Here is a 22,586-nt window from a genome sequence, read left to right on the forward strand (position 1 = left end):
CGACAGTTCGAGGCCCGGTTGCGCCTCTCGCTACCTCCTCCGAAGGTCGCATCGGGCGCGGGTTCCTCCGACTTTCGGCGGCTTGTGTGGGTCGGGCCTGCTGTGTATCTTGATCAGCCTTTGGCCGTTTGGGCGGTCACGATCCTGTTTTTCCGCGATTGGCCCCACGAGGCGAATCCGAGCGTTTTACATAAAAAAATTGAGGAGCACATCGATGCGCGTCATTCTGCTGGGAGCTCCCGGGGCCGGTAAAGGTACTCAGGCAAAGTTCATCACCGAAAAATTCGGTATCCCGCAAATTTCCACTGGCGACATGCTGCGTGCCGCAGTCAAGGCTGGCACCGAGCTGGGCGTCAAGGCCAAGAGCATCATGGATGCCGGTGGCCTGGTGTCGGATGACCTGATCATTGCCCTGGTCAAGGATCGTATCGCTCAAGCCGATTGCGCCAACGGTTTTCTGTTCGACGGTTTCCCGCGCACCATTCCCCAGGCCGAAGCCCTGGTGACGGCCGGCGTGGAGCTCGATCACGTGGTCGAGATCGCGGTCGATGACGAAGAGATCGTCCAGCGCATTGCCGGTCGTCGCGTCCACGAACCGTCCGGTCGTGTCTATCACACCGTCTATAACCCGCCGAAAATTGCCGGCAAGGACGACGTCACCGGTGAAGACCTGGTGCAGCGCAAGGACGACACCGAAGAAACCGTGCGTCATCGCCTGTCGGTCTACCATTCCCAGACCAAGCCGCTGGTAGCGTTCTACCAGGAGCTGTCGGCCAAGACTCACGGCAAGCCGAAATACAGCCATATCCCGGGCGTTGGTTCGGTCGATGCGATCACCGGCAAGGTGCTTGAAGCGCTGAGCTGAAAAGTCTGATCAGTTGCACTAACTACGGCCCGCTTGCGGGCCGTAGTTGTTTATACTGGCGCACTTTTTTCCCACCTGATTTACGGACACATCGATGAGCACCTTGCTGGCCCTGGACACCGCGACTGAAGCTTGCTCCGTCGCCTTGCTGCACGACGGCAAGGTCACGAGCCATTACGAGGTGATCCCGCGCCTGCATGCGCAAAAGCTGTTGCCGATGATCCAGCAATTGCTCAGCGATGCCGGGACCACCTTGCAGGCGGTGGATGCGATTGCCTTTGGCCGTGGGCCGGGGGCTTTTACCGGCGTGCGCATCGCCATCGGCGTGGTGCAGGGGCTGGCGTTCGCCCTGGAGCGACCGGTGTTGCCGGTGTCGAACCTGGCGGTGCTGGCCCAGCGAGCCTTGCGCGAACAGGGCGCGCGCCAAGTCGCGGCGGCCATCGATGCGCGCATGGATGAGGTGTACTGGGGCTGCTATCGCGAAACCGACGGTGAGATGCGCCTGGTCGGTGCTGAGGCGGTATTGCCACCCGAAGCCGCGGCTTTGCCGAGCGGGGCCGACGGTGACTGGTTCGGCGCGGGTACCGGTTGGGGCTACGGCGAGCGAATTACCGTCAACCTCAGCGGCCAGGACGCCTCGATGCTGCCGCACGCCGAAGACCTGCTGGCCCTGGCCCGCTTTGCCTGGGCCCGCGGCGAAGCCATCCCGGCTGACGATGCCCAGCCGGTGTACCTGCGGGACAAGGTTGCAACACCCAAGTCCGAACGGTAAATAACCTCACCCCATTCGATCGTTCCCACGCAGAGCGTGAGGAACGATCTTTCACAGCCCCGCTATCCGACGTCCCCAGCCAAAAGTCATTTCCTGCGCCAAAAGTCACACCCAATATCGCCAGTCGTCACTTTTTCCGCCGGTTTTTAAACCTTTTTGGCTTTATGTGTTCTAGTTATCACTTGCGCATTTGCGCGGTCGCGAAAGTGCCGCTAAATTGCCATCATTGATACCGAGCATTCTGTTATGCGTATAGACGGCGTTTCATCCCAGTCCTATCCCCTCAAGCGCAAGCCTCGTGCAGGCAAAGCCGCTGAGCCTGAGTCCTTCGATGATGTCGATGGCGAACTGGAGTTCCCGTCCGAAGAGCAACTGGCCGCCCGCGCCGCCAAAGCTTCCGCACAACGCCTGAGCAATCTTCCCGCCCGTCAGCAAGACATGCTGTATCACCGTTCCATGAGCCGCAGCGTGGCCACGGCCCTGGCCAGCTACCTGAGCACCGCCGGTTTCGTCGATTGGGATATGGAAGTGCTGGGACTCGACCTCTACATCTGATGCGGTTGCCTTACTACCTGGGCTGCCCATCCTGGAGCGAAAACGCCTGGCGTGATTACCTGTATCCCCAGGGCGCGAAAAGCTCCGACTTCCTGAATCTCTACTCCCAAGTGTTCAATGCCGTGGAAGGCAATACGACGTTCTACGCCAGCCCGTCCGCGGCCGTCGTGCAACGTTGGGCCGAGACCATGCCCGAGCACTTTCGCTTCACCGCCAAGTTTCCCGGTGACATCAGCCACAATGGCGATTTGCGCGAGCGCCTGACGGCCTGCGAAACCTTCCTGCAACTGCTCAGCCCCTTGGGCGAGCGGGTGTCGCCATTCTGGTTGCAGTTATCCAAAGCCTTTACCCCAAATCGATTGCCAGAGTTGGCTGGGTTCATCGACGCCTTCGAGCGGCCCTTGGCCGTGGAAGTCCGGCACGATGAATTCTTCGCCAAGGGCGATGCCGAACGGCGCCTCAATCGCCTGTTGCTCGAGCGTGGCGTCGAACGCATCTGCCTCGATCCCCGGGCCTTGTTCAGTTGTACCTCGACCGATCCTGCCGTGCTCCACGCGCAATCGAAAAAGCCTCGCGTACCGCCCCGGCCAACGGCGTTCACCCAATGCCCGCAGGTGCGCTTCATCGGTCATCCGGTGTTGGAGGCCAACGAGCCGTTCCTGACACCCTGGGTGGAGAAAATCGCTGGCTGGATCGAAGAGGGACGCACGCCCTATATCTTCCTGCACACCGCCGACAACCTGCTGGCGGCGAAACTTGCGCAACACTTCCACACTCGCTTGATGAGTCGTTTGCCTGGCTTGCCGGCCCTGCCTGAGCTATATAGAGAGCCCGCCGCCGAGCAACTGGGTTTGCTCTGAGGCCAAACTCTCTCTGCCCAGGAGCGAACTACATGGATGCGCAAACCCGTCGAGCCCAGGCATTCAAGGCCTTGCACGAACGCGAGGAGGCTTTTGTCATTCCCAATCCATGGGATGCCGGTTCCGCCAAGATGCTGGCCAGTCTTGGCTTCGAGGCCTTGGCGACGACCAGCGCCGGTCACGCTTTCTCCCTGGGGCGGCCAGATGGTGCGTTGGGCCTGGAAGACACCTTGGCCAACGTCAGGGCGATTGTCGCTGCCACTGACCTGCCGGTAGCGGTCGATCTGGAGAACGGGTTTGCCGATGCTCCCGACGCGTGCGCCCGCAACTTGCTGCGTGCCGCAGAGGTCGGCGCGGTGGGCGGCTCCATCGAAGATGCCACGGGGCGTGAAGACAGCCCGATCTATTGCTTCGAACATGCGGTGGCGCGGGTCAAGGCCGCCGCCGACGCCGTGCGCAGTTTGCCGTACCCGTTCCTGCTGACCGCCCGGGCGGAAAACTTCCTGCATGGCAATCCAGACCTGGATGACACGATTCGTCGCCTCAAGGCCTTCGCCGACGCCGGTGCCGACGTGCTCTACGCCCCGGGCTTGAGCACCGCCAAGCAAGTGCTCGCGGTGGTGCAGGCCGTGGCGCCAAAACCGGTAAACGTGTTGATGTCCGGGGCGCTGGACCTGACGGTGGCGCAGTTGAGTGAGCTGGGGGTCAAGCGCATCAGCGTCGGCTCGGCCCTGGCCTTGGCCGCGTATGGCGAGTTCTTCCGCGCCGCTGAAGAAATCCAGCAGCAGGGCACGTTCACCTTCACTCGCCGCTCGATGCCGTTCAAGCAGGCAAACCAATTATTCAAGGGTTGATGCCCGAGGCGTTGTCGTGCGGTTTTTGAAAGGCTTTGCGGTATTGGCGCTGGTCGTTGCCTGCGCAGCGCTGGCGGTATGGCGCGGCTGGCTGTCGCTGCCGCCGCAATGGAATCCCTGGGCGCCCCTGGATGTCAACGTTCCCCCCAACCTGTTGACCCGCTACAAGCTCATGGCCCTGCGCAACGACCCGCAGCTGTGTGACCAGGCCCTCGCCACCTCGGGACTGCACACCGCCCGCCAGGCCGACAGCGGCGCCAACTCGACGTGCCCGCTGACCAATGTGCTGAGGGTGCAGGGCGGTGAGGTGGCGCTGAGCAGCAGTTTTCTCGCCAGTTGCCCGTTGGCGGTGGCGTTCGCGCTGTTCGAGCGTCATGCGTTGCAGCCAGCAGCAACGGCAGTCTATGGGCAGAAAATCACGCGGGTCGATCACCTTGGCAGTTTCGCCTGCCGCAACATGTACGGTCGTGAAAGTGGCGCGCGCAGCCAGCACGCTACGGCCAGTGCGTTGGACATCGCCGGGTTTCGCCTGGCCGATGGCCGTACGATCAACGTGCTCAAGGACTGGCCGAAGGACAATGCCGATGCACGGTTTCTACGCCAGGCCCGCGACGGCGCTTGCGATATGTTCAGTGTGGTGTTGAGTCCGGATTACAACGCGGCGCACCGCAACCATTTTCATCTGGATGTCGGGCCATGGTGGATCTGTCGCTAGCGTCCTGAATGGGTCAGGCGGCGATACGCAGGTTCTGCAGCACGATCGGGCGTGCCCAGCGGGTGTCGAAGTCCAGTTGTTTCTGTTGCACCACCAATTCCTCTTCCGGGAAGGGCGGGAAGGGCTTGTCCAGCAGGTCGAGCTCGAACTCGGCAATCGGCAGGTGCAGTGGACGCGGTTGCGGCGCCGGGCCGGGCTCCGGCAGCGGTTGACCGGCGGTGAGCACGAGTGGGCGAACCCAGTTGCTCTCGAAGGTCTGCTGTTTTTGCTGGGCGGCGATTTCTTCCGGTGGGAAGGGTGGGAAAGGCTTGTCCAGCAGGTCCAGTTCGAATTCGGCGATGGGCAGGAACAGCGGCTCAGGCGGTTTGACCGGGGTTTCGATCACTTCGCAGGTGCGCTGGCTGACGATGTGCTCCAGCAGTTCGGCGCCGAGGGTCGGTTCAACCGCCTCATCGAGAGCGACGGGCTGGTAGCTGCCAGGCGCCGGTGCGTTATCCCCCAGTTGATCGGCCAGCGCCCGGGCAAAAAAATCCTGCCACAGGTGACTGACGCCGCTCAGGGCTTGGGTGTTACGCAGGCTGTAATCGCCGTAAGGGGAGATAACGCCTATCGATGTGGATTGAATGTCTGACATTTTTCTCGGTCGACGCTCAGCTCTGGCAAAATGCCGTTCACCCTTGTTATCGGCCATTTTTGCCGATCATTAATTTTTTGAGCGTGTTTTCCATGAGTGAGCAACCTGCGCCTTGTCGCATCCGCGTCGAGGCCCTGGCCCCGGCCTTCCAGTCGCAGGCCGAGCACTGGGCCGAGCGGCTTGGCCTGCCTTTGCAGGTGGACGCTGGCGAGTTTGCCTTGCAGGTCGGCGAACAGGGCCTGCAACTGCAGCAACTGGGCGCGGATGCGCCGGGCCCGGTGCGGGTGGACTTCGTCGAGGGCGGGGCGGCCCATCGTCGGTTGTACGGTGGCGGCAGTGGTCAGATGATCGCCAAGGCGGTCGGGATCGCCCAGGGCATACGCCCGCGGGTGCTGGATGCCACGGCAGGGTTGGGCAAGGACGCGTTCGTGCTGGCCAGCCTGGGTTGCGAAATGAGCCTGATCGAGCGCCAGCCGCTGATCGGTGCATTGCTGGAAGATGGCCTGGCTCGCGGGGCGGAAGATTTCGAGGTGGCGCCCATCGTGGCCCGCATGCGCTTGCTCCAGGGTAATTCCATCGAGGTGATGCGCAACTGGGAAGGTGAGCCGCCCCAAGTGATCTACCTGGACCCGATGTTTCCTCATCGTGAGAAAACCGCCCTGGTGAAGAAGGAAATGCGCCTGTTTCGGCCCTTGGTCGGCGATGACCCGGATGCCCCGGCACTGCTCGCCGCAGCTCTGGCCCTGGCGACTCACCGAGTGGTGGTCAAACGCCCGCGCAAGGCTCCGTGCATCGAAGGGCCGAAGCCGAGCCATGGGCTGGATGGAAAATCCAGTCGGTATGACATCTATCCCAAGAAAGCACTCAAGCCCTGAGACCGCGTCGCCTGCATCGCGAGCAAGCTCGCTCCCACAGGGATCAGCAGTGAATGCAGGTTTTGTGGGCACCCTCGATCAAACTGTGGGAGCGAGCTTGCTCGCGAAGAGGGCCTGTCAGCCAGCGAATACCCGACGGCTGACCTACGGTCGATAAGCCCGCACAAACAACCCCACCACTTCCTGCACATGGGCCTCGGCCGCTTCCGGTTCCTGGCGTGCGCCGCAGCCGGACAGCAAGCGGAAATTCGCCGCGCCCTTGATCAGGCAAAAGAAATGCTCGGCGGCATTGCGCGGTTTATCGATGCACAGGGCGCCGCTCTGGTGGACCTTGGTCAGCAGCCGTTCCATGCCTGAGAGCATCCGCTGCGGGCCCGCTTCGTAGAAAATCGTCGAGAGCTTGGGGTCCTGGCTGCCCAGGGCCATGATCAACCGATGCAGGTTCAGCGATTCGTCGCTGTTGATCAGTTGGTTGAACCCGCGGGCGATGTTCAACAACACCTTTTCGATCGGAACGCCGTCCGGCCATTCGAAAAAAAGCGTCGGCAGCTGTTCTTCACACTTGGCCATCACGGCGGCGGAAAACAACGTTTCCTTGTCGGTGAAGTGGCTATAGACGGTCAGCTTCGACACGCCCGCCTCGGTGGCGACGGCGTCCATGCTGGTGCTGGCGTAACCCATGCTCACGAACAGGCGTTTCGCGGCGTCGAGAATGGCCTGGCGCTTGGCCAGATCCTTCGGGCGACCGGGGCCGCTGGGGGGTGAAAGATTGTTCGACATTTCTTCGCTTTAATACTGGACTGGTGAGTTTGCTATTAATAACATACTCGCCAGTATAATTATTCCAAGCACCATTAGCGAAAGGTCACTTGTCATGTTCCGCTATGCCCTGCCCCTCGTCGTGCCAGTCAGCCTGGCTTTATTGTTGGCCGCGTGTGGTCATGACGAGCCGGTGCCCGTCGCCGTGCGCCCGGCCATGGTGGTGAAACCACAGCCTTCGGCCCAGGCGATGGACAGTTACCCCGGCGAAGTGCGGGCGCGTTTCGAACCCGACCTGGCCTTTCGCATTGGCGGCAAGGTGAGCCGACGACTGGTCGAAGAGGGCCAGCGGGTCAAGGCCAATCAACCGCTGGCCGAACTCGATCCCGAGGATGTGCGCCTGCAACTGGAAGCGACCCGCGCCCAGGTCGCTGCCGCCGAGGCCAACCTGAACCTGGTGCGCTCCGAGCGTGACCGCTACAAGACGTTGATGGAGCGGCAGATGGTCAGCCGCTCGCAATACGACAATGCTGAAAATCTTTATCGCTCCGGCGCCGCGCGGCTCAAGCAGATCAAGGCCGAGTTCGACGTCGCCAATAACCAGGCCAGTTACTCGGTACTGCGTGCTCCCCAGGATGGCGTAGTGGCCCGGCGTTCGGTGGAAGTGGGGCAGGTGGTATCGGCCGGTCAAACGGTGTTTACCCTCGCCACCGATGGCGAGCGTGAGGTGCTGATCAGCCTGCCGGAACAAAGTTTCGGTCGGTTCAAGATCGGCCAGCCGGTTTCGGTCGAGCTGTGGAGTCAGCCCGACCAGCGTTTCAGCGGGCATATCCGCGAGCTGTCACCGTCTGCCGATCCGAAATCCCGTACGTTTGCCGCCCGTGTCGCCTTCACCGCCGGCAGCGTTCCTGCGGAACTGGGCCAGAGCGCCCGGGTGTTTATCCAGGCTGCCGACAAGGTGACGCTGTCGGTACCCTTGTCTGCCCTGACTGCCGAGAACGGCGCGACATATGTCTGGGTGGTCAATGCCAATAACACCCTGAAAAAAGTCCCGGTGCGCGTCGGCGCCTTCGGCGAAAAAACCGTTCCCGTACTCGAAGGCCTCGGCCCCGATGATTGGGTCGTGGCGGCCGGTGTGCATGTGCTCCTCGACGGCCAGCAGGTACGGCCGGTGGATCGCTCCAACCGCGTGGTCAATCTGGCGGCCAAGGAGTAATCCCCGATGGGTTTCAATCTTTCCGAATGGGCGCTGCGTAATCGCCATATCGTATTGTTCCTGATGCTGTTGCTGGCCATTGTCGGTGCACTTTCCTACACCAAGCTCGGCCAGAGCGAAGACCCGCCGTTCACCTTCAAGGCCATGGTGATTCGCACCGTCTGGCCGGGCGCCACGGCCGAGGAGGTCTCGCGGCAGGTCACCGAGCGCATCGAAAAGAAGCTGATGGAAACCGGCGATTACGAAAGGATCGTCTCGTTTTCCCGCCCGGGCGAGTCCCAGGTGACCTTCATGGCTCGCGATTCGATGCATTCGGCGCAGATTCCCGAGCTCTGGTACCAGATCCGCAAGAAGATCAGTGACATCCGCCACACCTTGCCGCCGGGCATCCAGGGGCCGTTCTTCAATGATGAATTCGGCACCACCTTCGGCAATATCTACGCGCTGACCGGTGACGGCTTCGACTATGCGGTGCTCAAGGACTACGCCGACCGCATCCAGATCCAACTGCAACGGGTCAAGGACGTGGGCAAGGTCGAGCTGCTCGGTTTGCAGGACGAAAAAATCTGGATCGAGCTGTCGAACGTCAAGCTGGCGACCCTTGGCTTGCCTTTGGCAGCCGTTCAGCAAGCCCTTGAAGAACAGAACGCGGTGTCGACTGCAGGCTTCTTCGAAACCGCTAGCGAGCGACTACAGCTACGGGTTTCGGGGAATTTTCAGACGGTAGAAGAGATCCGCAACTTTCCGATTCGTGTCGCCGATCGCACCTTCCGTATCGGCGATGTGGCCGAGGTGCGTCGCGGTTTCAACGATCCGCCGGCACCGCGCATGCGTTTCATGGGCGAAGATGCCATCGGCCTGGCCGTGGCGATGAAGCAGGGCGGCGATATCCTGATCTTGGGCAAGGCCCTGGAAAGCGAGTTTGCCCGTCTGCAGAACAACCTCCCGGCCGGCATGCAACTGCGCAAGGTTTCGGACCAACCGGCGGCGGTGAAGACTGGCGTCGGCGAATTCGTCCAGGTGTTGGTGGAGGCGCTGACCATCGTGTTGCTGGTGAGCTTCTTCTCCCTGGGGCTGAGGACCGGGATGGTGGTGGCCCTGGCGATTCCGTTGGTGTTGGCGATGACCTTCGCCGCCATGTATTACCTGGGAATCGGCCTGCACAAGATCTCCCTCGGTGCGCTGGTATTGGCACTGGGGCTGCTGGTGGATGACGCGATCATCGCGGTGGAGATGATGGCGATCAAGATGGAGCAGGGCTTCGACCGGATCAAGGCCGCCAGCTACGCCTGGACCAGTACGGCATTCCCGATGCTCACCGGTACGCTGATCACGGCGGCGGGGTTCCTGCCGATCGCCACCGCGCAATCGGGCACGGGCGAATATACCCGTTCGATTTTCCAGGTTGTGACCCTCGCATTGCTGGCGTCCTGGGTGGCCGCCGTGGTGTTCGTACCGTACCTGGGGGAAAAGCTCCTGCCAGACCTGGCGAAAATTCACGCGGCTAAACACGGCACTGCTGACGGCCAGCCCGATCCTTATGGCACACCGTTCTATCAGCGGGTCCGCCGGTTGGTGGAGTGGTGCGTGCGTCGACGCAAAACCGTCATCACCCTGACCGTGTTGTTGTTTGTCGGCTCGGTGGTGCTGTTCCGTTTTGTGCCGCAGCAGTTCTTCCCGGCCTCGGGGCGGCTGGAACTCATGGTCGACCTGAAGCTGGAGGAAGGCGCTTCCCTGAGTAGCACCGCCGAACAGGTCAAGCGCCTTGAAGCATTGCTCAAGGACCACCCGGGCATCGATAACTATGTGGCTTACGTCGGCACCGGTTCACCGCGTTTCTACCTGCCGCTGGATCAACAGCTGCCGGCGTCGAGCTTTGCCCAGTTCGTGGTGCTGGCCAAGACCATCGAAGATCGCGAGCCGTTACGCAGTTGGCTGATCAGCACCTTGAACGAACAATTCCCGACCCTGCGCTCGCGGGTCACGCGCCTGGAAAACGGCCCACCCGTGGGGTACCCGGTGCAGTTCCGGGTAACCGGCGAGCACATTGAAGAAGTCCGGGCCCTGGCGCGGAAAGTGGCGACCAAGGTTCGAGAAAATCCCTACGTGGCCAACGTGCATCTGGATTGGGAAGAACCGAGCAAAGTGGTGTACCTGAATGTTGATCAGGACCGTGCCCGGGCCTTGGGCGTGAGCACGGCCAATCTGTCGAGCTTCCTGCAACGTTCCCTCACCGGGGCCAGCGTCAGCCAATACCGGGAGGACAATGAGCTGATCGAGATCATGCTGCGCGGCACGCTGCATGAGCGCACCGAACTGTCGTTGCTGCCAAGCCTGGCGGTGCCTACCGACAATGGTAAAAGTGTTGCGTTGTCGCAGATCGCGACCTTGGAATACGGTTTCGAAGAGGGCGTGATCTGGCACCGCAACCGTCTGCCGAGCGTGACCGTGCGGGCCGATATTTACGGCAAGGAGCAACCGGCGACCCTGGTGCAGCAGATATTCCCGACCCTGGAGCCGATTCGCGCAGAGTTGCCGGACGGTTATCTGTTGGAAGTGGGCGGTACGGTGGAGGATTCGGCCCGTGGCCAGAAATCGGTGAATGCCGGTGTGCCGCTGTTCATCGTGGTGGTGCTGACGTTGCTGATGCTGCAGCTGCGCAGCTTCTCACGCACGGCCATGGTGTTTCTCACCGCGCCCCTGGGGTTGATCGGTGTCACGTTGTTTCTGCTGGTGTTCCGCCAACCGTTCGGTTTCGTCGCCATGCTCGGTACTATCGCGCTGTCGGGCATGATCATGCGCAACTCGGTGATCCTGGTGGACCAGATCGAACAGGACATCAAGGCAGGGCTGACGCCCTGGCAGGCGATCATCGAAGCGACGGTGCGACGCTTCCGTCCGATTGTGCTCACCGCACTGGCGGCGGTGCTGGCGATGATCCCGCTGTCGCGCAGCCTGTTCTTCGGGCCGATGGCGGTGGCGATCATGGGCGGGTTGATCGTGGCGACGGCGTTGACGTTGTTGTTCTTGCCGGCGTTGTATGCGGCGTGGTTCAGGGTCAAGAAAACCTGACCTTGATCCTCTGACCCCGCAAACCAATGTGGGAGCGAGCTTGCTCGCGATAGCGGTATCAGCTTCAACATCTCTGTTGGCTGTTACACCGCCATCGCGAGCAAGCTCGCTCCCACAGGTGTTTTGGGTTGGTGCTTAGAGCGTACCGAAAACCTTCTTCGCCAAACTGGTCGCCGCAGCCGCCGGGTTCTTGCGGATGGTGGCTTCCTGCTTGCCGATCATCTCGAACAACCCGTCCAGCGCTTGCTCGGTCACATAGTTTTCGATATTGGCGCTCTTGGCGTCCAACACGCCGAAGGTCGCGGCCTGGCCGGCGAAGGCATTGTATTTTTGCGCCAGGCCGACCTTGTCGGTGGCTTGCTTGACGATGGGCAGGAACTTGGCGCGGATCTGCTCGCGACTGCTCTTGTTCAGGTATTGCGTGGCGGAGTCTTGGCCACCGCTGAGGATACCCTTGGCATCGCTCACGCTCATGTTCTTCACGGCATTGACCAGGATCGGCTGGGCCTGGACCACGGCGGCTTCAGCGGCCTGGTTCATGCTGGTTTCCAGTTGGTCGACCTGGTCGCCCATGCCAAAGGCCTTCATCTTGCTGGCGACTTTGCCGAGCTTGCCTGGTAGCTCGATTTTCACGTCCGGGTTGTTGCTGAAACCGCCGGGCGTGCCCAGTTGCTTGACCGCCACTTGGGCGCCTTGGGTCAATGCGTCCTTGAGACCGCCAGTGGCATCATTCTGCGACAGGTCGCTCAGGGACAGGGCCATGGCGTTGGCGCAGATCAGCAGGCCCGCGCACAGGCCGGTGAAACGGAGGGTAGGACGGAGCATGACAGCTTCCTTGAAGAGATTTTGAAAAAGGAATCAGCGTGCGGCGTTGACGCGGATCTTCAACGGCTGCGGATCTTTGCCATCGAGGTGCACGGTGTGTTGTTCGGTGGTGATGAACATCAACTGGCCGTCCACTTCGATGCGGGCGTTCACGGCATAACGATGGCCGGGCTTGACCTGGGTGGGATCATAACTGAGGTGGAACGGCAGCGGGACCTGGCCTTTGATCGGACCGCGCTGTTCATCGAGCACCACGGCGGGGGCGTCGGCCAGAGACACATCTTGCAGGCTCACGCTCAAGGTAGCGTTGGGCGGCAGGGCGATGCGTTGCAGGTAGAACACTTCGCCATCGAGGGATGCAGCGGTTGTGGTGGGGGGCGTTGCCGATTGGCAAGCGGCCAGTAGCGCCATGGATGCAAACAGAGCTGATTTTTTCATTGGAAGTACCTTGCCCATTGACGCCAGCAGCACACCGGCGTCAATGGGCATTTAGCGGATTGGCGTCCAAGCCCCCATTCTTGACGTCGCGGCTCAGGAACCGAACGCGGGCGCTTGAACAGTTTCAGCCAGCGATGCTGGCGCCAGGCTCAGGGGGATGTCAACGTGTTGATTGCTGCCATCCCAGGTGAAGGCCTGTTCGGCCTCAAGAAAAAGAGCGGTGTCGGCTCGGTACACGCGTGCCTTGACCAGGAGCTCTTCTCCTACGCGCGTTGTCTTGGGGTCGACAAGAAAGCGATATTGCCAAGGCTGCTGCGCCACTGGTTCCTTGGGCGCTACGTTGGAGCCCTGGCCGCCGCTGGCGCTGATCTGCGCACCGGCCGCATTCTGGACACTGACTTCGGTGCGAGCGTCTTCGGGGAGTTGCTGGCCTTCGGGCAGTTGTATGGTTAACGTGATGATATTCATGCTGAATTCCTTTTCAGTACGTCGACATTGACGTGGGCTCATCCTAGAAGCCTGTTCCAAAGTTCTCTGTAGGTCTTTTCTTCGTTTGACGTCGCTTTAGCCGCTGCGCAGCGTCGGAGTAAGTTCGCTGATTTCTCCATCGGCTCACCGGAACCGCTCCATGGTTCTGGGTGAGTGGTCCGAAGGTTTCACATGCCAGGACTGACGGCGACCTCCGCCGCATCTTCACTGCGATGCAGCGCCACCTGGCGGATCGACAGGCGGATTTCCGCCGGCAGCACCCGTTTGGCCGCGCCTTCGGCCAGCTCGCCCAGCAGCTCGTGGTAGCTGAGTTTGCCGGCTTCGTCGCGGCGCAACACATCGAGGTCCAGCATCGTCTGGATGAAGTGGCGGAACAGACTCTTGTCGAAGAACTCCGGCGCATTCAGGCCGTGCAGGATCGACAGGCGCTGGGCCATGACGGTGCAGAGGTCTTCCAGTTCTTCGGCGCTGATGCTGTTCTGGCCGCTGTTGAGCAGCAGCGAGACGGTCATGTAGAAGCGCTGCAAGGTCTGGGCGATGCTTTTGGACAGCAGGGTCAGCAGCACGAAGTGCCGCGAACTCGGCGCCGGGCGCAGGTACAGGTCGTTTTCGAAGCGCAGCAGGCCTTGTTCGACGAACGCTTCGAGCCACTGGTCGACCACGGCGTCGAGTTCTTCCAGCGACCAGCGAATGAACAACTCCGATTGCAGGTACGGGTACAAGGCTCGGGTGTAGCGCAGGATCTGCTCGCGGCTCATGCGCGAGCTGCTCTGGAAGAAACTCGCCAGCAGCGCCGGCAAGGCGAAGATGTGCAGGACGTTGTTGCGGTAGTAGGTCATCAACACCGCGTTCTGTTCATCCAGGTACAGAATCTTGCCCAGGGCATCGCTCTGTTCCGACAGCAGGTCCATGCCCTTCACGTGCTCGATCAGCGCCCGGCCATCGCCTTCGGGCAGGGTAGTGTGGGGCGAGTACGGGACTTTGCGCAGCAGCGCCAGGTACAGGTCCAGCACCCGGGCCATGGCGCGGTCGTCCAGGGCCAGGCGACTGGTGGAGAGCAGCGCCAGGGCGACGAGGTTGACCGGGTTTATGGCTGCGGCTTCGTTCAGGTGCCGGGCCACGCGCTCGCCGAGGCGGTTGGTGGTCGCGTTGAGCCAGGCCGGCTTGAATTGCGGCCCCAGCTCCTGTTGGCGCCAGTCGGGTTGCTCGCTGTCGAGGAACTCCGCCAGTTTGATCGGTTCGCCGAAGTTCACCGCCACCTGGCCAAAGCGTTGCTTGAGGGCACCGATGACTTTGAAGATGTCGAAGATCGATTCCTTCTTCTTGCTGGCGCCGCGCAGCTCGCCTAGGTAAGTGCGGCCTTCCAGTACCCGCTCATAGCCGATGTAGACCGGCACGAAGACGATGGGCATGCGCGATGAGCGCAGGAAGCTGCGCAAGGTGATGGCGAGCATGCCGGTCTTGGGTTGCAGCATGCGCCCGGTGCGCGAGCGACCGCCCTCGACGAAGTACTCCACCGGGAAGCCTTTGGTGAACAGCGTGTGCAGGTATTCGTTGAACACCGCGGTGTAGAGCGGGTTGCCCTTGAAGGTGCGGCGCATGAAAAACGCCCCGCCACGGCGCAGCAAGCTGCCGATCACTGGCATGTTGAGGTTGATGCCGGCGGCAATGTGCGGCGGGGTCAGGCCGTTGCGAAACAGCAGGTAGGACAGCAGCAGGTAGTCGATATGGCTGCGGTGGCACGGCACGTAGATGACTTCGTGGCCCTGGGCGACGTTTTGCACGCCTTCGATATGATTGACCTTGATACCGTCGTAGATCTTGTTCCAGAACCAGCTCAGCACCACTTCCAGAAAACGGATTGCGGTGTAGGTGTAGTCCGAGGCGATTTCGTTGCCATAGCGCAGGGCCTGGGCCTTGGCTTTTTCCGGGGAGATTTTTTCCCGCTCGGCCTCGTCGGCAATCGCCTGCTTGACCAGCGGCTGGTTCAGCAGGCCCTTGACCAGGTTGCGGCGGTGGGAAATGTCCGGGCCGATGACTGCCGCTTTCAGGTTGCGAAAGTGCACCCGCAGGATCCGCTGGGCCATGCGCACAGTGCGCTCGTGCCCCTTATCGTGCTCGATCAGCTCGCGCAGATGGATCGGCGCCGAGAACTGCACGCGGGTCTTGCGTCCCAGGATCATGATGCTCAGCAAGCGGCGCAGGCGTCCGGTGACGGCCCAACTGTCGGCGAACAACAGCTTCCACGGGCTGGACTCACTGTCGGGCGACTGGCCCCAGAACACGCTGACCGGGATGATCTGTGCATCTTCGGCGGCGTTGTGGGTCAGAACGTTGACCAGCCGCGTCAGGGTCGGCGGCGCGCCGCGTTTGTCCTGGCGTCCGAGCCAGTCCGGCGCCGGCGTCAGGTAGAAAAACGCCGCCGGTTCCAACAGGTTGCCCACCGATACCGGCAGCACCGGGCGGGGCAGGCCGGCCTTGGTGCACTCGGTGTCGAGCACCGCCAGGTCGGTGAGCGACGGATCTTGCAGGACGTAGAACACCGGGCGACTGCGGTCGAGGTTGAGGGTGAAGGACGACTGGTTGATGGTCTCGGAGCGAACCCAGAGGTACAACAGTCGGCGCAGGGTGCCAAACACAAGACGGCGGAACGGGGAGCGGGTCATACGGCTTCTGCATGAGTGGATAAGATCAAGCGGTCGCTAGTGTGCCGGATTCGTCGAAAATCGGCAAAAAAGCGGCGAAGTAAAGTCAGTTGAGAGTTTTTACGTGTGTCATATACTCGGCCAGTGACTGCCACGGCCTCCCTTGTAGATGGCTGGACGGCAGCTAACGTTCGTACGGCTTTCCATCGAAAAGCCGACTCAAAAAATAAAAATGGGAGTGAGCATCATGGCAGCACGGGAAACCGGCAGTGTGAAGTGGTTCAACGACGCCAAGGGGTACGGTTTCATCCAGCGTCAAGGTGGAGCGGATGTGTTCGTGCATTACCGCGCCATCCGCGGTGAAGGCCACCGTTCACTGACCGAAGGCCAGCAGGTCGAGTACGCGGTGGTGGAAGGGCAGAAGGGCTTGCAGGCTGAGGATGTGGTGGGGTTGTAAACCGCATTCACTGGTGAGACAAAACCCATTGTGGGAGCGAGCTTGCTCGCGATAGCGGTGTATCAGGCAATATTTTCACTGGCTGTCACACCGCTATCGCGAGCAAGCTCGCTCCCACATGGGATCTTCTTTCACGTTGGATCTGTCATGGGCATGGCAATTGCGACATGCCTCCAGACTGTTAGGCCGTCTTCCAGGTAATCTCTTCTTCCCCATCGGCGCTGATGCGAATCCAGCGATCCGCCGACTCTTCACCTTCTTCTTCCACCCACGACCCCGGTGCGCAGCGCACTTCGACGTTCAGTGCGGCGAAGGCGGCGCGGGCGCAGGCGATGTCGTCTTCCCACGGGGTCTGGTCGCTTTCCAGGTACAGGCTGTTCCATTTGCCAACGGCCTTGGGCAGCCAGGTCACCGGGACGTTGCCGGCCTTGCACTTGTAGGTCTGGCCTTTCTGCACCCATTCGCTGCACGGGCCCAGGGCCTGGCCGAGCCAGGCGGCGATGGCCTTGTGGTCGACGTCGGCGTCTTTGAGGTAAATCTCGATATCGGGTTGGCGCATGGATGTCCTCACTGCGGTCTTGAAAAATCCATTCGCGGATTTAACTGGCCCCGAGCGGTTGCCCGAGGCCCGGAATCAAAGGTTATTGAAGAACGAAATAATCGTAGCGCATCGATACCGTGACTTCGAACGGCTCGGCCTGCTCGATCACGCTGGCACGGCGTTCGGCACTGGCGCGCCAGCCATGGGGTGTCATGGCCAACAGATTGGCACGGTCCTGGCCACTGTCGAGCGTGAGCTTGAATTCGAGGGTTTCGCTGTGATCGAGCACCATGCCCGAAGGTACCAGGGCCAGGTGCTTGTCATCGGTGTACTCACGCACTTCGTCGTACAGCCGCTCGCGCAATTGCATCAGGTGGCCGGCGGTCGGGCCGACTTTCATCAAGCCGCCGCCGGGGCTGAGCAGGCGTTTGGCCTCCTGCCAGTCCAGCGGGCTGAACACGCTGGCCAGGAACTGGCAGCAGCCATCCGCCAACGGCACCCTGGCCATGCTGGCGATCAACCAGGTCAGTTGCGGGTTGCGTTTGCAGGCACGCTTGACCGCCTCGCGGGAGATGTCCAGGGCATAGCCATCGGCATTGGGCAACGCTTCTGCGATTTGCGCGGTGTAGTAGCCCTCGCCACAGCCGATGTCCAGCCAGCGCCCGGGCGCGCGTTCGGCAGCCAGTTCCGCCAGGCGCCGGGCAACGGGGGCGTAATGCCCAGCGTTGAGAAAGTCGCGCCGGGCTTCAACCATGGCCTGGTTGTCGCCGGGGTCGCGGCTGTTCTTGTGCTGCACCGGCAGCAGGTTCAGGTAACCCTGCCGCGCACGGTCGAACCGATGGCCGGCCGGGCACACCACACCGTTGTCCACCGCGTTCAGCGGTTCACTGCAGATCGGGCAGGCGAGCATCAGGCGAGCAACTTGATCAGGGTCTTGTAGTAGATCTCGGTCAGTACCTCGAGATCGGCCGCCAGGACCCGTTCGTTGACCTGGTGGATGGTCGCGTTGACCGGACCCAGTTCCACCACTTGCGTGCCCATGGTGGCGATGAAGCGACCATCGGAGGTGCCGCCGCTGGTGGACGCCTTCGTCTCGCGGCCGGTGACGTCCTTGATGCTCGACGACACCGCGTCAAGCAATGCCCCCGGCTCGGTGAGGAACGGCAGGCCGGACAGCGCCCAGTCGATGTGCCAGTCCAACTGATGCTTGTCGAGAATGTCGGCGACACGCTGTTGCAGGCCTTCGACGGTGGACTCGGTGGAGAAGCGGAAGTTGAACACCGCCACCAGGTCACCGGGGATCACGTTGGTCGCGCCGGTACCGGAGTTGAGGTTGGAGATCTGGAAACTGGTGGGCGGGAAGAAATCGTTGCCGTGGTCCCAATGCTCGGCGGCCAATTCTGCCAGCGCCGGAGCAGCCAGGTGAATCGGGTTCTTCGCCAGGTGTGGGTAGGCCACGTGGCCTTGCTTGCCGCGCACGGTCAGCTTCGCGCCGAGGGAGCCGCGCCGGCCGTTCTTGACCACGTCGCCCACCAGGGTGGTGCTCGACGGCTCGCCGACGATGCACCAATCCAAGCGCTCCTGACGGGCCTTGAGGCGTTCGACCACGGCCTTGGTGCCGTGGTGGGCCGGGCCTTCTTCATCGCTGGTGATCAGGAAGGTCACCGAGCCCTTGTGGTCCGGATAGTCGGCGACGAACCGTTCGGCCGCCACCACCATCGCCGCCAGGCTGCCCTTCATGTCCGCCGCGCCACGGCCACAAAGCATGCCGTGCTCGTCGATGACCGCGTCGAACGGATCGAGCTGCCAGGCCTGCACCGGGCCGGTCGGCACCACGTCGGTGTGCCCGGCGAAACACAGCACCGGACCGTCATGCTTGCCGTGGCTGGCCCAGAAGTTATCCACATCCTCGATGCGCATGGGTTCGAGCTTGAATCCGGCGTTACCCAGGCGCTGCATCATCAGTTTCTGGCAATCGGCATCCACCGGTGTCACGGACGGACGGCGGATCAGGTCGCAGGCGAGTTGCAGGGTCGGCGAGAGGTCGGCGTGGGCCGTCATGAAAACTCCGGGAATATTAGTATGAACGCAAGGCTAGTGTGGGGGCAGGCTGACACCCACAAAATGGCGGTTATCTTATAGCAAAACGACCATCATGGTCCCCTGGTGCGGGACAGGTGGAATACAAAACCTGTGGGAACGAGCTTGCTCGCGATGGCGTCGGATCAGCCGCATCAATATTGACTGACACACCGCTATCGCGAGCAAGCTCGCTCCCACAAGGGAAATTGGTCGGATTCATTTCGCGACCGGCTCGAATTGCCGCAGCAAAGCCCTATAATGCGCGCCGGTTTTTGGGGTAATGGTCATGAGTACAGAAGATCCACGGTTTGCCGGTATCGCCCGTTTGTATGGCATCGAAGGCCTGGAGCGCCTGCGGGCGGCCCATGTGGCGATTGTCGGCGTGGGTGGGGTCGGTTCCTGGGCGGCGGAAGCCATTGCCCGTTGTGGCGTGGGCGAGATTTCGCTGTTCGACCTGGACGATGTCTGTGTCAGCAACGCCAACCGCCAGTTGCACGCCCTGGACAGCACCGTCGGCAAACCCAAGGTCGAGGTGATGGCCGAGCGGCTACGGGGGATCAACCCCGATTGCACGGTGCACGCCGTGGCGGATTTCGTCACCCGCGAGACCATGGCCGAATACATCACGCCGAACATCGATTGCGTGATCGACTGCATCGACAGCGTCAACGCCAAGGCCGCGTTGATCGCCTGGTGCAAGCGCCGCAAGATCCAGATCATCACCACTGGCGGGGCGGGTGGGCAGATCGACCCGACGCTGATCCAGGTTTGCGACTTGAACCGTACGTTCAACGATCCCCTGGCGTCGAAAGTGCGCTCCACCCTACGCCGCGACTACGGCTTTTCCCGCACCGTGACCCGCCACTACAGCGTGCCCTGCGTGTTCTCCACCGAACAACTGCGCTACCCGAAACCGGACGGCAGCATTTGCTTGCAGAAGAGTTTTGTCGGTGACGGCGTCAAGCTCGACTGCGCCGGTGGGTTTGGCGCGGTGATGATGGTCACGGCGACGTTCGGCATGGTCGCGGCGACCAAGGCTGTGGATAAGATCGTGGCGGGTGTGCGGCGGCCGGCGGACAGGGTCTGACTGAAGATCGTTCCCACGCTCTGCGTGGGAATGCAGCTCGGGACGCTCTGCGTCCCTAATACAGCCGAACGCGGAGCGTCCGTAGAGGCATTCCCACGCGGAGCATGGGAACGATCATTGGCGGGTCAACTCAAACATCCGCTTCAACACCGCATTCAAGCCATTGCTACGCGACGGCGACAGCTGCCGCGACAATCCCAGTTGATTGAACCAATCCGGCAAATCCACCTGCTGCAACTCGTCAGCGGACAACCCGTTGACCCGCGCCAGCAGCAACGCCACCAGCCCACGGATCAACCGCGCATCGCTGCTGGCGGCAAATTGCCAATGTCCGTCATGCAACTGACCCACCAGCCACACCTGACTTTCACAGCCACTGACCAGGTTGGCGTCGCACTTGTCCGCATCGTTCAAGGGTGGCAAGCGTTCTCCCCATTGCATCAACAGCCGGGCGCGTTGCTCCCAACTCGATGCGTCCTGGAAAATCTGCAGCGCCGCAGCGGCCTCGGTCGGCAGGCTCATCGCAGCAGCTCCAAAGCCTGGTCCAAAGCCTCGAAGAAGCGTTCGATATCGGCGGAGTCGTTGTACAGCGCCAGCGACACCCGAATCGCTCCCGCCAGATGCAAATGCCTGAACAGTGGCATGGCGCAGTGATGCCCGGCGCGCACGGCGATGCCTTGCTCGGTCAGCAGGTGGGCCAGGTCGGCGTTGTGCACGCCTTCGACCACAAAACTGACCAGGGCCAGGCGCGGGTTGCCCACCAGGCGCACGCCGTTGCGCGCCAGCAGGCCGTGGAGCAGGTAGTCATGCAAGCCGGCTTCATGGTCGATGAGTGCTTGCGAGTCGAGAGCGGACAGGTAATCCAGGGTCGCCCCCAGACCGATCACGCTGGCAATCGGCGGCGTGCCCGCTTCGAAACCCAGCGGTGCCGGGCGGAAGGTGGCGCTGTGGTAATCGGCCTGTTGCACCATTTCGCCGCCGAACTGCCAATGGCGCAGTTGCTCAAGCGCTGCGTTGCGGCCGAACAGCACGCCTAGCCCATCGGGGCCGTAGAGCTTGTGGCTGGAAAATACGTAGAAATCGCACTCCAGGGCCTGTACGTCATGGCGACCATGGACCACGCCTTGGGCGCCATCGATTACCGTCAACGCGCCTTGGGCCTTGGCCAGTGCCAGCAGCGCCGGCAAGGGCTGCCAGGCGCCCAGAACATTGGATAACTGGCTCACCGCCAGCAAGCGTGTACGCGGGCCAATCAGTTCGGCGGCGGCACTGAGATCGATCAGCCCATCGGCATCCAGCGGCAACACCACCAGCGTCAACGAACGGCGCTCGGCCAGTTGTTGCCACGGCAGCAGGTTGGCGTGATGTTCCAAGGCGCTGATAACGATTTCATCGCCAGGGGTGAACAGATGCTCCAGGCCATAGGCGAGCAGGTTCAGCGCCGAAGTGGCGCCGTGGGTGAAGATGATCTGCCCGCAATCCTCGGCATTGAGCCATTGCGCGACCTTGCGGCGACTGTCTTCGAACGCCTGGGTGGCGTGGGCTCCCGGCAAGTGCTGCGCCCGGTGCACGTTGGCCGCGCCATTGGCGTAGTAATGCGCCAGGGCATCGAGCAGCGCTTGGGGTTTTTGCGTAGTGGCGGCGTTGTCCAGGTAAGTCTGGCCTTGCCGTTGCAGGGCGGCGATGGCCGGGAAGTCGGCGCGCCAGGGGGAGGGAATCAACATGCTTTCGGGCCCTGCTGGAGTTACGCCGGACCCTGTGGGAGCAAGCTCGCTCCCACAGGTGATGGTGTGAAGCGGCTTAGTTGTGGGCGTGCAGTGCTTCGTTTAGCTCGATGGCCGATTTGTGGGTCTTGCATTCCACTGCGCCAGTCTCGGAGTTGCGGCGGAACAGCAGGTCGGGCTGGCCGGCCAGATCGCGAGCCTTGACCACCTTGACCAGTTGGTTGTTCTCGTCCAGCAGCGCGACCTTGGTGCCGGCGGTCACGTACAGGCCCGACTCCACGGTGTTGCGGTCGCCCAGCGGGATACCGATGCCAGCGTTGGCGCCGATCAGGCAGCCTTCGCCAACCTTGATCACGATGTTGCCGCCACCCGACAGGGTGCCCATGGTGGAGCAACCGCCGCCCAGGTCCGAGCCTTTGCCAACGAACACGCCCGCCGAGACACGGCCTTCGATCATGCCCGGGCCTTCGGTGCCGGCGTTGAAGTTGACGAAACCTTCGTGCATCACGGTGGTGCCTTCGCCCACGTAGGCGCCCAGGCGGATCCGCGCGGCATCGGCGATACGCACGCCGGCCGGAACCACGTAGTCAGTCATTTTCGGGAACTTGTCCACCGAGAACACTTCCAGCAACTCGCCGCGCAGGCGGGCTTCGAGCTGGTGTTCGGCCAATTCGCTCAGGTCGATCGCACCCTGGCTGGTCCAGGCCACGTTCGGCAGCAGCGGGAAGATGCCGGCCAGGTTCAGGCCATGAGGTTTGACCAGGCGGTGGGACAGCAGGTGCAGCTTGAGGTAAGCCTCGGGGGTGGAGCTCAGTTGGGCATCTTCGGCCAGCAGGGTGGCGACCAGCGGCTTGTGGCTTTCGGCCAGGCGGGTCAGCAGCGCGGCTTGCCCGGCATCGACGCCCTTGAGGGCTTCAGCCAGTTGCGAAGCCTGGGCGGTGGTGAAGGTGATGGCCTGGTTGCCGTCGCTGTAGCCGAGAATCGGTGCGATGGCTGCGACGATGTCAGCCGACGGGTTGAGCAGCGGCTGTGCGTAGAACACTTCCAGCCAGGCGCCTTGACGGTTTTGAGTGCCGACACCGAAGGCCAGGCTGAACAGGGTAGTGGACATGAAATTACCT

At 62.0% G+C, this 22,586-nt stretch carries 23 protein-coding genes; 11 read left to right on the top strand and 12 right to left on the bottom strand.

The features are described from left to right. Positions 1–214: 214 nt before the first annotated feature. The 6 genes from adk (at position 215) to SGN16_RS05570 (ending at position 4,621) form a co-directional block, all read left to right on the top strand. Positions 215–865 carry an adenylate kinase gene (gene adk, locus SGN16_RS05545; RefSeq protein ID WP_210643024.1) on the top strand — a complete coding sequence of 217 codons (651 nt, stop codon included), beginning with the start codon at positions 215–217 and terminating at the stop codon, positions 863–865. Positions 866–959: 94 nt separating this feature from the next. After that, a complete protein-coding gene (gene tsaB / locus SGN16_RS05550; protein ID WP_210643025.1) occupies positions 960–1,637 on the top strand; it encodes a tRNA (adenosine(37)-N6)-threonylcarbamoyltransferase complex dimerization subunit type 1 TsaB in 678 nt (225 codons plus the stop codon). Between the two features lie 246 nt (positions 1,638–1,883). Further along, a complete protein-coding gene (locus SGN16_RS05555; protein WP_210643026.1) occupies positions 1,884–2,192 on the top strand; it encodes a hypothetical protein in 309 nt (102 codons plus the stop codon). Then, on the top strand, positions 2,192–3,052 hold the full coding sequence (locus SGN16_RS05560; RefSeq protein ID WP_210643027.1) for a DUF72 domain-containing protein: 861 nt from the start codon (positions 2,192–2,194) through the stop codon (positions 3,050–3,052). Before SGN16_RS05555 ends, SGN16_RS05560 begins: the two co-directional genes overlap by 1 nt. Positions 3,053–3,084: 32 nt before the next feature. Further along, positions 3,085–3,906, top strand: coding sequence for an isocitrate lyase/phosphoenolpyruvate mutase family protein (locus tag SGN16_RS05565; protein ID WP_335943480.1), 822 nt, complete (start codon positions 3,085–3,087; stop codon positions 3,904–3,906). A gap of 16 nt (positions 3,907–3,922) precedes the next feature. Continuing rightward, positions 3,923–4,621: an extensin family protein gene (locus tag SGN16_RS05570; protein ID WP_210643029.1), complete on the top strand. Its 699-nt coding sequence runs from the start codon at positions 3,923–3,925 to the stop codon at positions 4,619–4,621. A gap of 13 nt (positions 4,622–4,634) precedes the next feature. Here the strand turns inward: SGN16_RS05570 and SGN16_RS05575 are convergent, their stop codons facing one another. Next, positions 4,635–5,255, bottom strand: a complete 621-nt coding sequence (locus tag SGN16_RS05575; protein ID WP_335943481.1) for an energy transducer TonB — start codon at positions 5,253–5,255, stop codon at positions 4,635–4,637. 92 nt (positions 5,256–5,347) lie between these two features. Here SGN16_RS05575 and SGN16_RS05580 point away from each other — a divergent pair, with 92 nt between their 5' ends. Next, positions 5,348–6,130 carry a class I SAM-dependent methyltransferase gene (locus tag SGN16_RS05580; RefSeq protein WP_335943482.1) on the top strand — a complete coding sequence of 261 codons (783 nt, stop codon included), beginning with the start codon at positions 5,348–5,350 and terminating at the stop codon, positions 6,128–6,130. Between the two features lie 144 nt (positions 6,131–6,274). On the opposite strand, the gene SGN16_RS05585 is transcribed toward SGN16_RS05580, so the two are convergent. Then, positions 6,275–6,910, bottom strand: a complete 636-nt coding sequence (locus SGN16_RS05585) for a TetR/AcrR family transcriptional regulator (RefSeq protein WP_210643032.1) — start codon at positions 6,908–6,910, stop codon at positions 6,275–6,277. 94 nt (positions 6,911–7,004) lie between these two features. On the opposite strand from SGN16_RS05585, the gene SGN16_RS05590 reads away from it, so the two are divergent. Next, entirely contained in the window at positions 7,005–8,105 is a 1,101-nt protein-coding gene (locus SGN16_RS05590) for an efflux RND transporter periplasmic adaptor subunit (protein WP_210643033.1), read from the top strand. A 6-nt stretch (positions 8,106–8,111) separates the two neighbouring features. After that, positions 8,112–11,177 carry an efflux RND transporter permease subunit gene (locus SGN16_RS05595; protein ID WP_335943483.1) on the top strand — a complete coding sequence of 1,022 codons (3,066 nt, stop codon included), beginning with the start codon at positions 8,112–8,114 and terminating at the stop codon, positions 11,175–11,177. Between the two features lie 135 nt (positions 11,178–11,312). Here the strand turns inward: SGN16_RS05595 and SGN16_RS05600 are convergent, their stop codons facing one another. The 4 genes from SGN16_RS05600 to plsB form a co-directional block, all read right to left on the bottom strand. Next, entirely contained in the window at positions 11,313–12,002 is a 690-nt protein-coding gene (locus SGN16_RS05600) for a DUF4197 domain-containing protein (protein ID WP_210643035.1), read from the bottom strand. Between the two features lie 33 nt (positions 12,003–12,035). Then, a complete protein-coding gene (locus SGN16_RS05605; RefSeq protein ID WP_210643036.1) occupies positions 12,036–12,440 on the bottom strand; it encodes a YbaY family lipoprotein in 405 nt (134 codons plus the stop codon). 93 nt (positions 12,441–12,533) lie between these two features. After that, positions 12,534–12,908 carry a YbaY family lipoprotein gene (locus SGN16_RS05610; RefSeq protein WP_335943484.1) on the bottom strand — a complete coding sequence of 125 codons (375 nt, stop codon included), beginning with the start codon at positions 12,906–12,908 and terminating at the stop codon, positions 12,534–12,536. A 188-nt stretch (positions 12,909–13,096) separates the two neighbouring features. Continuing rightward, positions 13,097–15,595 carry a glycerol-3-phosphate 1-O-acyltransferase PlsB gene (plsB, locus tag SGN16_RS05615; protein ID WP_210643038.1) on the bottom strand — a complete coding sequence of 833 codons (2,499 nt, stop codon included), beginning with the start codon at positions 15,593–15,595 and terminating at the stop codon, positions 13,097–13,099. A gap of 226 nt (positions 15,596–15,821) precedes the next feature. Between plsB and SGN16_RS05620 the strand changes: the two genes are divergently transcribed. Further along, positions 15,822–16,031 carry a cold shock domain-containing protein gene (locus tag SGN16_RS05620; RefSeq protein WP_210643039.1) on the top strand — a complete coding sequence of 70 codons (210 nt, stop codon included), beginning with the start codon at positions 15,822–15,824 and terminating at the stop codon, positions 16,029–16,031. 181 nt (positions 16,032–16,212) lie between these two features. Here SGN16_RS05620 and SGN16_RS05625 read toward each other — a convergent pair whose 3' ends face one another. The 3 genes from SGN16_RS05625 to dapE all read right to left on the bottom strand — a co-directional run bounded on the left by SGN16_RS05625 (position 16,213) and on the right by dapE (position 18,633). Continuing rightward, positions 16,213–16,590, bottom strand: coding sequence for a hypothetical protein (locus tag SGN16_RS05625; protein ID WP_335943485.1), 378 nt, complete (start codon positions 16,588–16,590; stop codon positions 16,213–16,215). Positions 16,591–16,672: 82 nt separating this feature from the next. Beyond that, positions 16,673–17,482, bottom strand: a complete 810-nt coding sequence (locus SGN16_RS05630) for a putative RNA methyltransferase (RefSeq protein ID WP_335943486.1) — start codon at positions 17,480–17,482, stop codon at positions 16,673–16,675. Next, entirely contained in the window at positions 17,482–18,633 is a 1,152-nt protein-coding gene (dapE, locus tag SGN16_RS05635) for a succinyl-diaminopimelate desuccinylase (RefSeq protein WP_335943487.1), read from the bottom strand. The genes SGN16_RS05630 and dapE overlap by 1 nt, the downstream gene beginning before the upstream one ends. Positions 18,634–18,940: 307 nt before the next feature. On the opposite strand from dapE, the gene tcdA reads away from it, so the two are divergent. Next, positions 18,941–19,741 carry a tRNA cyclic N6-threonylcarbamoyladenosine(37) synthase TcdA gene (gene tcdA / locus SGN16_RS05640; protein WP_335943488.1) on the top strand — a complete coding sequence of 267 codons (801 nt, stop codon included), beginning with the start codon at positions 18,941–18,943 and terminating at the stop codon, positions 19,739–19,741. Positions 19,742–19,855: 114 nt separating this feature from the next. Here the strand turns inward: tcdA and SGN16_RS05645 are convergent, their stop codons facing one another. The 3 genes from SGN16_RS05645 to dapD form a co-directional block, all read right to left on the bottom strand. Then, positions 19,856–20,263, bottom strand: coding sequence for a SufE family protein (locus SGN16_RS05645; protein WP_335943489.1), 408 nt, complete (start codon positions 20,261–20,263; stop codon positions 19,856–19,858). Beyond that, positions 20,260–21,465 (bottom strand): cysteine desulfurase, encoded by a 1,206-nt coding sequence (locus SGN16_RS05650; protein WP_335943490.1) that lies wholly within the window; start codon positions 21,463–21,465, stop codon positions 20,260–20,262. The genes SGN16_RS05645 and SGN16_RS05650 overlap by 4 nt, the downstream gene beginning before the upstream one ends. A gap of 76 nt (positions 21,466–21,541) precedes the next feature. Further along, a complete protein-coding gene (gene dapD, locus SGN16_RS05655) occupies positions 21,542–22,576 on the bottom strand; it encodes a 2,3,4,5-tetrahydropyridine-2,6-dicarboxylate N-succinyltransferase (RefSeq protein WP_135843911.1) in 1,035 nt (344 codons plus the stop codon). Positions 22,577–22,586 lie beyond the last annotated feature (10 nt).

The sequence above is a fragment of the Pseudomonas sp. G166 genome (genome assembly GCF_037027455.2).
GTDB lineage: Bacteria > Pseudomonadota > Gammaproteobacteria > Pseudomonadales > Pseudomonadaceae > Aquipseudomonas.

Excerpts from the sequence above, each read along its gene's own strand:
- SGN16_RS05595 (WP_335943483.1), top strand. The coding sequence starts at position 8,112 with ATGGGTTTCAATCTTTCCGAATGGGCGCTGCGTAATCGCCATATCGTA.
- SGN16_RS05650 (WP_335943490.1), bottom strand. The coding sequence starts at position 21,465 with ATGTTGATTCCCTCCCCCTGGCGCGCCGACTTCCCGGCCATCGCCGCC.
- SGN16_RS05645 (WP_335943489.1), bottom strand. The coding sequence starts at position 20,263 with ATGAGCCTGCCGACCGAGGCCGCTGCGGCGCTGCAGATTTTCCAGGAC.
- SGN16_RS05580 (WP_335943482.1), top strand. The coding sequence starts at position 5,348 with ATGAGTGAGCAACCTGCGCCTTGTCGCATCCGCGTCGAGGCCCTGGCC.
- SGN16_RS05555 (WP_210643026.1), top strand. The coding sequence starts at position 1,884 with ATGCGTATAGACGGCGTTTCATCCCAGTCCTATCCCCTCAAGCGCAAG.
- SGN16_RS05620 (WP_210643039.1), top strand. The coding sequence starts at position 15,822 with ATGGCAGCACGGGAAACCGGCAGTGTGAAGTGGTTCAACGACGCCAAG.
- SGN16_RS05585 (WP_210643032.1), bottom strand. The coding sequence starts at position 6,910 with ATGTCGAACAATCTTTCACCCCCCAGCGGCCCCGGTCGCCCGAAGGAT.
- SGN16_RS05630 (WP_335943486.1), bottom strand. The coding sequence starts at position 17,482 with ATGCTCGCCTGCCCGATCTGCAGTGAACCGCTGAACGCGGTGGACAAC.
- SGN16_RS05575 (WP_335943481.1), bottom strand. The coding sequence starts at position 5,255 with ATGTCAGACATTCAATCCACATCGATAGGCGTTATCTCCCCTTACGGC.
- dapE (WP_335943487.1), bottom strand. The coding sequence starts at position 18,633 with ATGACGGCCCACGCCGACCTCTCGCCGACCCTGCAACTCGCCTGCGAC.
- SGN16_RS05565 (WP_335943480.1), top strand. The coding sequence starts at position 3,085 with ATGGATGCGCAAACCCGTCGAGCCCAGGCATTCAAGGCCTTGCACGAA.
- plsB (WP_210643038.1), bottom strand. The coding sequence starts at position 15,595 with ATGACCCGCTCCCCGTTCCGCCGTCTTGTGTTTGGCACCCTGCGCCGA.
- adk (WP_210643024.1), top strand. The coding sequence starts at position 215 with ATGCGCGTCATTCTGCTGGGAGCTCCCGGGGCCGGTAAAGGTACTCAG.
- SGN16_RS05625 (WP_335943485.1), bottom strand. The coding sequence starts at position 16,590 with ATGCGCCAACCCGATATCGAGATTTACCTCAAAGACGCCGACGTCGAC.
- SGN16_RS05600 (WP_210643035.1), bottom strand. The coding sequence starts at position 12,002 with ATGCTCCGTCCTACCCTCCGTTTCACCGGCCTGTGCGCGGGCCTGCTG.
- tcdA (WP_335943488.1), top strand. The coding sequence starts at position 18,941 with ATGAGTACAGAAGATCCACGGTTTGCCGGTATCGCCCGTTTGTATGGC.
- tsaB (WP_210643025.1), top strand. The coding sequence starts at position 960 with ATGAGCACCTTGCTGGCCCTGGACACCGCGACTGAAGCTTGCTCCGTC.
- SGN16_RS05560 (WP_210643027.1), top strand. The coding sequence starts at position 2,192 with ATGCGGTTGCCTTACTACCTGGGCTGCCCATCCTGGAGCGAAAACGCC.
- SGN16_RS05590 (WP_210643033.1), top strand. The coding sequence starts at position 7,005 with ATGTTCCGCTATGCCCTGCCCCTCGTCGTGCCAGTCAGCCTGGCTTTA.
- SGN16_RS05605 (WP_210643036.1), bottom strand. The coding sequence starts at position 12,440 with ATGAAAAAATCAGCTCTGTTTGCATCCATGGCGCTACTGGCCGCTTGC.
- dapD (WP_135843911.1), bottom strand. The coding sequence starts at position 22,576 with ATGTCCACTACCCTGTTCAGCCTGGCCTTCGGTGTCGGCACTCAAAAC.
- SGN16_RS05610 (WP_335943484.1), bottom strand. The coding sequence starts at position 12,908 with ATGAATATCATCACGTTAACCATACAACTGCCCGAAGGCCAGCAACTC.